The 9,381-nt window shown below is 48.7% G+C and carries 7 protein-coding genes and 2 pseudogenes; all 9 read left to right on the top strand.

Translation table 11 applies throughout. The features are described 5' to 3' along the window. A pseudogene (locus ACIOWA_RS26545) lies at positions 1 to 438 on the top strand (type VI secretion system tip protein VgrG); the annotation flags it as partial. Then, complete coding sequence (locus ACIOWA_RS26540; RefSeq protein WP_339434298.1) at positions 439 to 1,311, top strand: DUF4123 domain-containing protein; 873 nt, start codon at positions 439 to 441, stop codon at positions 1,309 to 1,311. It abuts the pseudogene before it with no gap. Further along, positions 1,308 to 4,733: a toxin VasX gene (locus ACIOWA_RS26535; protein ID WP_401162723.1), complete on the top strand. Its 3,426-nt coding sequence runs from the start codon at positions 1,308 to 1,310 to the stop codon at positions 4,731 to 4,733. Before ACIOWA_RS26540 ends, ACIOWA_RS26535 begins: the two co-directional genes overlap by 4 nt. After that, a complete protein-coding gene (locus ACIOWA_RS26530; protein WP_339434300.1) occupies positions 4,726 to 5,913 on the top strand; it encodes a DUF6708 domain-containing protein in 1,188 nt (395 codons plus the stop codon). Before ACIOWA_RS26535 ends, ACIOWA_RS26530 begins: the two co-directional genes overlap by 8 nt. 139 nt (positions 5,914 to 6,052) lie before the next feature. Next, a complete protein-coding gene (locus ACIOWA_RS26525) occupies positions 6,053 to 6,625 on the top strand; it encodes a hypothetical protein (protein ID WP_401162721.1) in 573 nt (190 codons plus the stop codon). A 530-nt stretch (positions 6,626 to 7,155) separates the two neighbouring features. Then, on the top strand, positions 7,156 to 7,473 hold the full coding sequence (locus ACIOWA_RS26520; protein ID WP_339434302.1) for a hypothetical protein: 318 nt from the start codon (positions 7,156 to 7,158) through the stop codon (positions 7,471 to 7,473). After that, on the top strand, positions 7,470 to 7,925 hold the full coding sequence (locus ACIOWA_RS26515) for a hypothetical protein (protein WP_339434303.1): 456 nt from the start codon (positions 7,470 to 7,472) through the stop codon (positions 7,923 to 7,925). Before ACIOWA_RS26520 ends, ACIOWA_RS26515 begins: the two co-directional genes overlap by 4 nt. Positions 7,926 to 8,476: 551 nt before the next feature. Then, positions 8,477 to 9,145 (top strand): hypothetical protein, encoded by a 669-nt coding sequence (locus ACIOWA_RS26510; RefSeq protein ID WP_401162725.1) that lies wholly within the window; start codon positions 8,477 to 8,479, stop codon positions 9,143 to 9,145. Between the two features lie 8 nt (positions 9,146 to 9,153). Further along, positions 9,154 to 9,330, top strand: a pseudogene (locus ACIOWA_RS26505) (hypothetical protein); the annotation flags it as partial. Positions 9,331 to 9,381 lie beyond the last annotated feature (51 nt).

The raw sequence follows: 9,381 nt of genomic DNA, 5'->3' as shown, positions 1-9,381 counted from the left end.
GAAGAACACCACACGGTTTACGAAGACCGAAAAGTTGAAGCTCGGGCCAACGATCACCTGACCGTGGGCGTGAACCAGCACATCAAGATTGGCACTGGGCAGTTCATTGATGCGGGGCAGGAAATCCACCTAAGCAGTGGTATGAAGGTGGTGATGGAGGCCGGCGCAGAGCTAACCCTGATCGGCGGTGGGAGCTTCATCAAGATCGATGGCGGCGGCGTGACCATGAGTGGGCCGGTGATCAATATGAACTCAGGCGGTGGTCCGGGTAGCGGCACGGGCGCTGCGCCGTTGTTGCCGGGGCCGTTGAAGCAGGCGGATGCGGATAAGGCCGGGCAGTTGTTGGTGCCGGCGCAGCGGCAGGCGTTGATGCAGAAGAAGCCGATTTGTGCGGTGTGTGAAGCCGCCAAACTGGCCGCGCAAAAGGAGGCACAGTAAATGATCGAACTACCGCCGCTCCCGAGTGATCTGCCGTGGAAAACCCCAGCCTATCTGCTGCTGGATGGCGTCAGTGTTCCCAACCTCGCGCAGCAATTGTTTCAGTGGGACAACCAAGCCTACAGCCTGTACCAGTCCACTCGCTGGCAGGAGCTGGCAGATATCTCGCCCTATTTGATTGCTCTCAAAGGCGCCAACGATCCGCTATTGGAGTACTTCCGCGAGCATGCAGCCCTTGAATGGGGTTATTTACTGTTCAGTGATGCCGATGTTCACCAACTCTGGAGCCACTTGCGCCATCTGCTGACTGTAGAGCACCCCAGTGGTGTGGAGGTCATGCCACGTATCGCCGACCCAGCAGTCATGCGACCGCTGTTCGCACTGGCGGAGCAAGCCAGAGGTGCCCGCTGGTTTGGTCCGGTTACGCACATCTGCCTGCCGGATGGAGTGGTGGCTGAATGGCATCAACACCAGCGCCCCGATCCCGCAAATATCGAACCCGATACCTATCGTTTGACGGACTCAGAACTCACGGCGTTAGGCGAAGTCGAGTTTCGTAATTTCGTCTCAGGGTTGAGCGAGCATCTGCAGACTTATTTTCCAGACTTTATGTCATCCTTTGCAGGGCCTGAGCGTCGTCAGTATGCGCAGAAAATTGCAGATGATGCGTATCAGCAAGGCTTTGCCTCTGAACAGGAAATAACACTTTACGCGAACGTTTTCGGGTATTTGGCCGGTGAACCCGTGACTGAACACCCAGATATTTTTCTCCTGCTGGCGGAGTCAACACCAGAAGCGCCATTGAAGCGTCTGGAGCGCGCGGCTGAATTAGCTGAGCAACGTGCCATTGATCGACAAGGAAGCCCATCGTGACTACTCAACAACCGCCAAAACCCAGTGCTAATACCGCAGCGATGGCCATGAGTGCGAAGGACACCCGCGTTCCCATGGGTGAATGCCAATTGGCGAAGAAAAAAGTGCAGCTACTGCCGCTGCGTTTTGGACTGGTTGAGTATCTCGATCCGAAGGCTGAACTGGCCATGCCATTTCAGACGAAAAGCCAGCCGCTGGGTATCCGGCTGTTACGCGACGGCTACTTGTACATAATCGACGGCACTACTGGTTACCTGCACGAATACCGTGTCGAAAGAGGTCAAATCACCAAGCTTTTGTGGAACAGTCAGGAAGTATCGGGCGACACCCGAACCAGCTCTATTGGTGAACCACACTTGGTTTTCCCTCGCAATCATGCGTTGTACGCCAGTTACTCGGAAATTCAATGGACGGCCTTCAAGTGCTCGCAAGTTCTCAGATCCAAGGATGAACGAAAGCGCTTAATGCAGTCCGTCGAATTGGCGAGTGTCTGCCCTGAGAAGGGAGGTGAAAGTCTGCTCAGCAAAATGCAGGCGAAAAAATGGTTAGCCGAAGTGGCTGAGAACGAAACCCGAGCCAAGGCGCTACCTGAAGGTGCCGACTCAGAAGAGAGCAAACCTTATAACTGGGAACATGAGCCGCAGTTCCAAAATACGGCAATAGAATCATTTACCAGCAAGGTACAGGGCCCGTACAAGGATGATTATCTTTTTCTGGTGCTGCGCGATGACATTGGTGTCATGCGCGACCTTGCCAGCGCACAGTTGAAAGTAGCTGACTGGATTGAAAAATGGAGTGCCGACGATAAATGCCAGGCAAAGTACCTTACCGGCTCCTACATTCAGTCTTTATATGAAGTTAATGCCTCACGACTGACCGCCCTTAGCGGCACAGATTCAGACGTCAAAGCGCTGAAAGACGAAACTAACGAGCAACAACAATCAAAAATCTACGACTACCTAAAGGCTCGTCGCGACCATCGTGACCCTGGTGTGTATGGCGATGAGTCTCAGTGGCGAAAAGCAGCATTGACCAATCCTTACGCGAAGGCGTTTGTCGATATGACCGATGCAATGGGGCAGCCGCTTTATCGCAAGCACCAAAGCACAATCAATACGCTAAGCCTACAAACGTGGGAGGCCTTACATGGCAAGGATCTTGGCCAGCGCGGTATCGCGAATCTTGTCAACCGAGAAGAAATGGAAACATTTATTACTCGCCAGCAAAATCTCCTCTCACATTGGAGCAAGCGACTAGGAAAAATACGCGAAGATCGCTTGACGATGTTCACTGACGGACTCTTCCACCGGGCTGCGTGGTATTACGACTTTCATCTTGATGCCCAAATCGAGCATCGTTTGAAAACCGAGTTCGTCTGCGTGGCAGCCATGTGCCCCGATAGAAAAGCAGTTGAAAAGCTCGCCACCTATTTAGAATCGAATCTGTTAACAGTCGTACCTGGACTCGACACCTTAGGACTGATAGATCAAATTGATATTGCTAAGAAACTCGTTGACCTGAGCAATTTGGCTGTTGGTATTTTGTCAGCGAAGGAGAATTTGGTAAATGCCGACGCGCTTGGCAATCAATTCAGTAGTTTGGTCTCTGCACGCCTACCCAATTACGCAAAATTGAGCACTCAATTTGCCGGTTTGCAAAGTATGCTTACTGAGGCGTATAACCCGGCAACCCAACTAAAGGCTGCTGATCAACTGGAAAAAGCACATGATGCATTCAAAAGAATGCAAAATATTGACCCAAATACCTATATACGAAATATCGGCAGCCCCGCACGATTGCAGTTGCTACGCGAGTTCTCCACCAAAGGCCTGACTTTACGGGCAGCAACGGCCACGGAGATCGCTAATTACAATCAGGCCAGCGAACAATCACTAAGCTTGCGTGATCAATTGAGCGCAACCTATAAGCTGCGAAATCGGGAACTGATGCTGCAATCATCAGGTTCAGCCCAAGCGGGCAGTGAGGCTGTTTACCAGCAGCGAATTGACCAACTGAAACTACAACTGATACCTCTGGAAGAAAAGCTAAGTGGTGCCCTAGTAGTGGGAGGTAACAGCCCCGCACAAATTGGCACCGTCATCGATGGCTTAGACCCACAACTACGTGCGGAAATGGACAGGACAGTTAGAGATTTTCGATCAACGGGAACCTTTAATAAACCTCTGAGCGGAGCCTTAAAGTCGAAGGGAGACTTACTGGCTTTTGGACTGTTCATCATTCAAGGACAGAAATTCATCGAGGCAGTGAGCACTCTACTTAAAAAAGACAAAACATCCTTGTCAGCGAGCGATGCCTGGTCTTTTACTGAAGCGTTTGTTGGTATCGCTGGCGCCGGATTTGCCACAGTACAGGGGCTTTCAGTTACGATTTTCCAAGCGCACATTGAGGAAATGGCAAGTACGGCCGGTAAGCTAAATACGATGACTCGACTAGGTCGCTGGGCTGGCGTCGCGGGCATCGGCGCGTTCGGCTTTAGTGTGTTATCTGCTTCACTGGATTTGCGCAAACACTCTATCCAGTGGACGAAAGCACTCGCCCAAGGAGATTCCAAAGGGCTGGGCGCTTCAACGCTACAAATTAGCGGCGACGCAATATTGATCGGCGCGGGTACATGGGGAGCCAAACATACTGGCTCTATTGTTAAAACCGTAATAAAAACACCGACTGAAATGCGTGTATTTGCTTGGGCAGAAGCAAGCCCAGAATTGGTGTCAATTGGTGCACGCGCCAATTTGATTGGTTTAATAGGTACAGCCCTGCAGCTGATCGGTGAAGGACTTTATAACTATTTCAATTTAGACGAACTGCAGAAGTGGATGCAATCCAGTGCATGGGGAAACCAGACAAAGAATCGTAGTACCCAAGTTGAGTGGAGCGAGTTGGCAAAGGTGGTGCAAAAGCCCACTTGCGAACTCATCCGCGATGAGAAGCAGACCTATTTGAAACTGATCCTCCCGGGTATCAGCACGAAAGAGATGGATAGCCGTCAGTTACAGTTACTTGCGTACCAGCAAAAACGTGATGCTCCAATGCGAGGGGGATACAATCCAAATCTCCCGCCACTACGATGGCAAGAAAGTACTGCCACTTGGGCCACAAGGTTTATGGTCGCCAGCAAAGGAAATGAAGCACTGACACTCAAACTCCCTATCAGTGACTCCTTGCAAACTTCCGACTTTGCTTTAGCCTTCAACATTGGCTATCAATTGGAAGCAGAACGCGATTTGATACATCGCACCTGCTTCGTTTTAAAGGATTTACGAATCACCACGAGCTATGGAGTACGAATCCCTACCAAGGGCAAGTACACACTCGATCCTGTTGAGACCTTGCCGATCGGGGCGGGAAAAGGCACGTTTAAAATATTCAAAAAAGAAGAATTGGCGGCCGTCGATGTTTAAAAATATTTTCAAACGCAGTGACCAGTTTTCAGAAACACTAGATGCACCGGACATTAAAAGTCAGCGACCCTGTGCGGGCGAGATTCGCACAGGAGGACTAAGCGAAACCTTATTCTTATCCCCACTACCTGTTTACACCGGACAAACACAAGGTTCTAGCCGTAACTTTTCCGCCATAAATGACGTATTCCTTGAGATAGGTGGAAGCAACTGGGGAATGGTTGAGCAAGGAAAAATACTCGCTGCGGCTATTTGGATGGCGCTGTTTACAGCATTCATAATGCCTAGCCTAGTAATCCTTGCCGGCGTTATTTTTTACCCTGAAAATTTTCCTGAGCCGCTTACTGATCTAATTACCTTTTTACAGGTGACGACTAGTGCTTCTCTCTTATTCGCAATACCAATAGGAGCCTATTTATATGGAATGTTTTCCGACGTAATTTTTTCTCCAAAAAAATATCCAGTGCGCTTCAATCGCCAACGTCGTGAAGTTTGCTACGTTGACCATAATACTGATCGCGTACTGGTGGTGCCATGGGAGGGCGTGGTTGCTTGGGTCGCAAACACCCAAGGTATCACCAGTTATGGCGCGACACGCCAATACACTTTTGGGATGGCTCTTGAGGATGCCGAACAAGACAAAGTGCAGTTTCTTCTTCTCCCACAGCCCAGTGACGCGCACGCGCTAGGGATGTGGACATCAATCCGAAACTACATGGAAGACGGACAGATAGTAGATACGCCGAACCCAATGCTAACTGCTTTGGGACTTACTCCGACAGGTGATCGCCTGAAATCTTATGAAGGGCTGCACACTTTTGAAATTGAGCGCGATGATGCTCGCTGGATGTGCAATTCGAACGACGAAGGGGCCAAACTTACGGACAAGGAGCGTGAGCATTATGGTTACCCCAAGCGCACACCGTGGCCATTGCGACGTTGGTACATCTGGCGCGTGCTGAGCTTTTGGAAAATGCCTTACATACTGGCCGAGTGGAGCTACCGGAAGGGAAGTCGCGCTCTACCGGAAAAAGTAGATAGTTGGTCCCAACCTTTGCCTAAAGAACAATGGGCAAAACCAAGCGCTGCATTGATAAACGCCAATCAGGCGGTAAAAAACGCAATGGATAAAAAAGGCGCAACGTTTGTTGAGGCATGCAAGACCGCCGGTCTAATTTAAAAAAAGTTAACGAGGCGTAGGAACCAAGAGAGCAAAAGGTGATAGGGTGATAGGGTGATAGGGTGATAGATGTATTTTTTAGAAATAAATCTGTCACCTTTGTTTACAAAAGCGCAGCGCAAAAATCGACGACGCCAGCATGAAGTCAAACTCAAAAAACTTAGATGACGAGCTTAAAATAAAAAATAATCGTCCTAACGCAGGTGAAATCCGAAAACATCTTACTGGCGAAGCTCTCTTTTTATCCCCGCTACCATTGCCCACTGGGCAGCCCCCAATGGATATCGATGGGAGTATCCTAGAAATAAACGAACGATACATTGATATCGGAATCAGAAATAAGAATAATCCTTTCCAAGTAGAACTGTTTATTGCTGGCGCTATGTTCCTGGTGATCATGAGTTTGGTGATTGGCCCCACCATCGCAGGACTAGGATCGTTCCTGAACAATTACGGGAAAACCTTTGAATCCAACTACAAGGAATTCTTTCTATCCGGACTTCCAATTGCCGCATGGGGAGACCTGATAACAATAGCAGTGGGATTTTGCGAAACAGTTAGTACGACTCTCGCAAAGACACACAATCGTCCCATCAGATTTAACAGACAGCGCAGACAAGTCTGTATTTTCCCTAACAACTTCGATAGTCCAATTATTCAAAACTGGGAAACACTAGTCAGCCGGATATCTACAAGCACGGGCTACACCTGAAGCGGGACAGTAATTAGTTATACATTTGGAATTGCTTTAACCGATCCTAAAAGCGGCGAAACTCATTTTATTAATCAGGGAATCCTCCCCCCCATACATGGATTAAGTAAATGGGAAGCCATTCGCACTTTCATGGAAAGCGGGTTTGAACACTGCCCACGCAAGGCCACTTACTAAGATTGTCGAACGTTCGATTCAAAACGCTTAGAAATCCATGAAGAATATGCAGCCGGTGAGAGGTCCCTCGTAAGTCTTTCACTTTGGTACATCGGGAGCTTACTCACTTGGTGGAAGATTCCCTACTTAGTTTCCGAATGGGACCATCGTTACAAGATGAGGAACATGCCAAGATCCATTGAAGAATGGTCCGAGCCTTTGCCTTTTGAGCAGTGGGCCCAACCTAGCAAGATACTGCAAGAGCAAAGCAACAAAATCGAGAAAGCTTTTGCATCAGGAGTGGACTTCATTACCTATTTCAAAAAATGAGCGAGCATTGACTTAGCACATTGCGCAAATTTTATGGATACACTATGTTTTCTTCAAAAAAAATATTACTTGCATCTGCTCTGCTACTAACCGGATGTAAAGAAGACTTTGCCACGTTACATTCTCCAGAGAGTGTTAAATCAGATTCCGCCTCTGGGCCACAGTACACGGACACACTGGTGCATGAGAAATACAAGAAACTGATAGCCGATGCGGTTTCAGCAAAGGGAATCGATCCAGACGCGATAGTACTTGAGCGAGTTAAAGACCAGGATCAGTTGATCCTCCTGCGCCTCACTGATAGTTCGTTCAGTGATGACCAGCGATCAACGCTTCGCTCGCTATTTGTAACCGCTCCATGAACGATTGGGCTGTAGTTCTCAGTTCGCCGTTATTGTCAATGTTCGAAAATGATAAAAAATTTCGACTGATCGCGCAAGAATTCCAAACCAGACTGGAGAAGTCTGGATTATTATCTGTCAAACGATATAATCGCGTTCCCGCGGCAAGCCCAAAAATATCTGCTTTGCCACTAGATGCGACCAGCGTGTTATACATTTTATCACCTAGCCTTCCAGTTATGCATCTCACTCCACTGCAACGCTACAGCTTCGAAATGACCGAAGGGCTTAAAATAAGCGCTCAATTTGAACTCAGCGTCAGCGAAACAGAAGAGAGCCTAGTACTGCCTCAACCTAGCCCTAAAAAATGGATACCATTCACTATTAGGGATCGCCAAACACCTCCGGACAATATTTCACCCGAAGACGCACCACCTTATTGGCAGATTGAAATAATCGAGTCTAAAGTATGATTACAGATATAAATAGCACCTATGCTAGTGGAGCATACCGAAGTGATAGCAAAAAGCTTTTACCACCACCTCGCTGGCCGGAGGATGCCAACCGGACCGGAATGTTTAACACTCATCTAGCATTTGGTAATTATGCCAACTTAGAGCCGGAGGTGGAAGTCAGTTCACAATTTGAGGTTATCAAACTCGCCGCCCCGAATAAAAAAGACGAGCACGACACAGAAACCTACTGCACAAATAAACACTGGAAATTTCAAAACTCCAGCAAAGTGCCACATTTTCTTTTCGTACTTAAGCTCGTAAGTTTTTCGTTCATTTGGGCACCTTGGACTCTTGGGGTCTTCGGTTCCATAGGAATAGAGTTAGGACATGGAGCCCCTGGCACTGCGGGTGGCGCGTTCATTGGTATTTCCACTGCCATTTTGATGCTCACCTCTCTAGTGTTATTCATGACGGGCAATAAGTTTGTTCACCACATGCAAGTCTTAGGATTTGTAGCCGGTGCAATTACTACCTATTGGTTAAAAGGTTCACTATTCAATACGAGCTCAATGAGTATCGCCCTGTGGGCAGGCGTCTTTCTATATTTCGTAGCCTCCCTCGGAACCGACGCATTATTGTGGTTTCATAGCAAAATCAGCACGCACGATGGCAGCGAATTTAATCGAACTGATGGCATGCTCAGGTTCAAAAGGCGTTTCCGCAAGCTATTCGTTGCACCATTTGAAGAGTTCGACCCGGTGCTTCAGTTACTTCCTAATGGCTTCGGCTCCCACGACTACGCGCTGTGGCTGCATCATCGCTATACCGACAACAAAATTTGCCTGGCGACCAAGGTTCACTCGCTGGGGCTGGATCAGGCCAACGCACTCGCTTTTTGGGATTGTCTACAACGCTACATGGATATCACGCAGCCGCTGCCTGACCTGCCTGTGCTTGAGCAAAGTCGCCAACTTGATCCCGTGACAGTCGCGCACGACGCAAAAACTGGCCGCAACCTACGACGATGGAGAGAACAGTCGGCGAAAGGATGGATCACAGGCGGACAGAAGGCTCTGGCCAAGCAGTTACAGGAATATCCGTGGCAAAAAGAACCCTGCATCGTTAAAGCGCGTATCGATCCATCGTTGACGATTGAGGCGTATTACCGCGCTCAAGAAGCAAAAGGGATACATGCAACTCCGAAAGCCGATGACTTCGATAATATTCATCGTTCATGATTACCTATGTCGCCATCAACAACAAAATGCACAACTGCCAGAATCCAGGAAACTCGCACTTCACCCACCTGAAAGAAGTGCAGTTCACCTACCGCAAAATCACCTGGCCCCACGAAATATCCGGTACTTCGGGTTCCGATGACTGTAACCGATCCACGAACCCCACATTCAAAGCCGCCATTTGATTCTGGATGCTGTGCTCCCGATCTCTTTCAGGAGCCAGCACGCCATGATGC

This window comes from Pseudomonas sp. NPDC087614 (genome assembly GCF_044743485.1).
Taxonomy (GTDB): Bacteria; Pseudomonadota; Gammaproteobacteria; order Pseudomonadales; family Pseudomonadaceae; genus Aquipseudomonas; species Aquipseudomonas baetica_A.
Note: the sequence above shows the minus strand (reverse complement) of the source record. Positions and strands in the feature narration are given on the sequence as shown.

What these genes read in the sequence shown, in the direction of transcription:
- ACIOWA_RS26540 (WP_339434298.1), top strand. Translation starts at nt 439, where the DNA reads ATGATCGAACTACCGCCGCTCCCGAGTGATCTGCCGTGGAAAACCCCA.
- ACIOWA_RS26530 (WP_339434300.1), top strand. Translation starts at nt 4,726, where the DNA reads ATGTTTAAAAATATTTTCAAACGCAGTGACCAGTTTTCAGAAACACTA.
- ACIOWA_RS26525 (WP_401162721.1), top strand. Translation starts at nt 6,053, where the DNA reads ATGAAGTCAAACTCAAAAAACTTAGATGACGAGCTTAAAATAAAAAAT.
- ACIOWA_RS26520 (WP_339434302.1), top strand. Translation starts at nt 7,156, where the DNA reads ATGTTTTCTTCAAAAAAAATATTACTTGCATCTGCTCTGCTACTAACC.
- ACIOWA_RS26515 (WP_339434303.1), top strand. Translation starts at nt 7,470, where the DNA reads ATGAACGATTGGGCTGTAGTTCTCAGTTCGCCGTTATTGTCAATGTTC.
- ACIOWA_RS26510 (WP_401162725.1), top strand. Translation starts at nt 8,477, where the DNA reads ATGAGTATCGCCCTGTGGGCAGGCGTCTTTCTATATTTCGTAGCCTCC.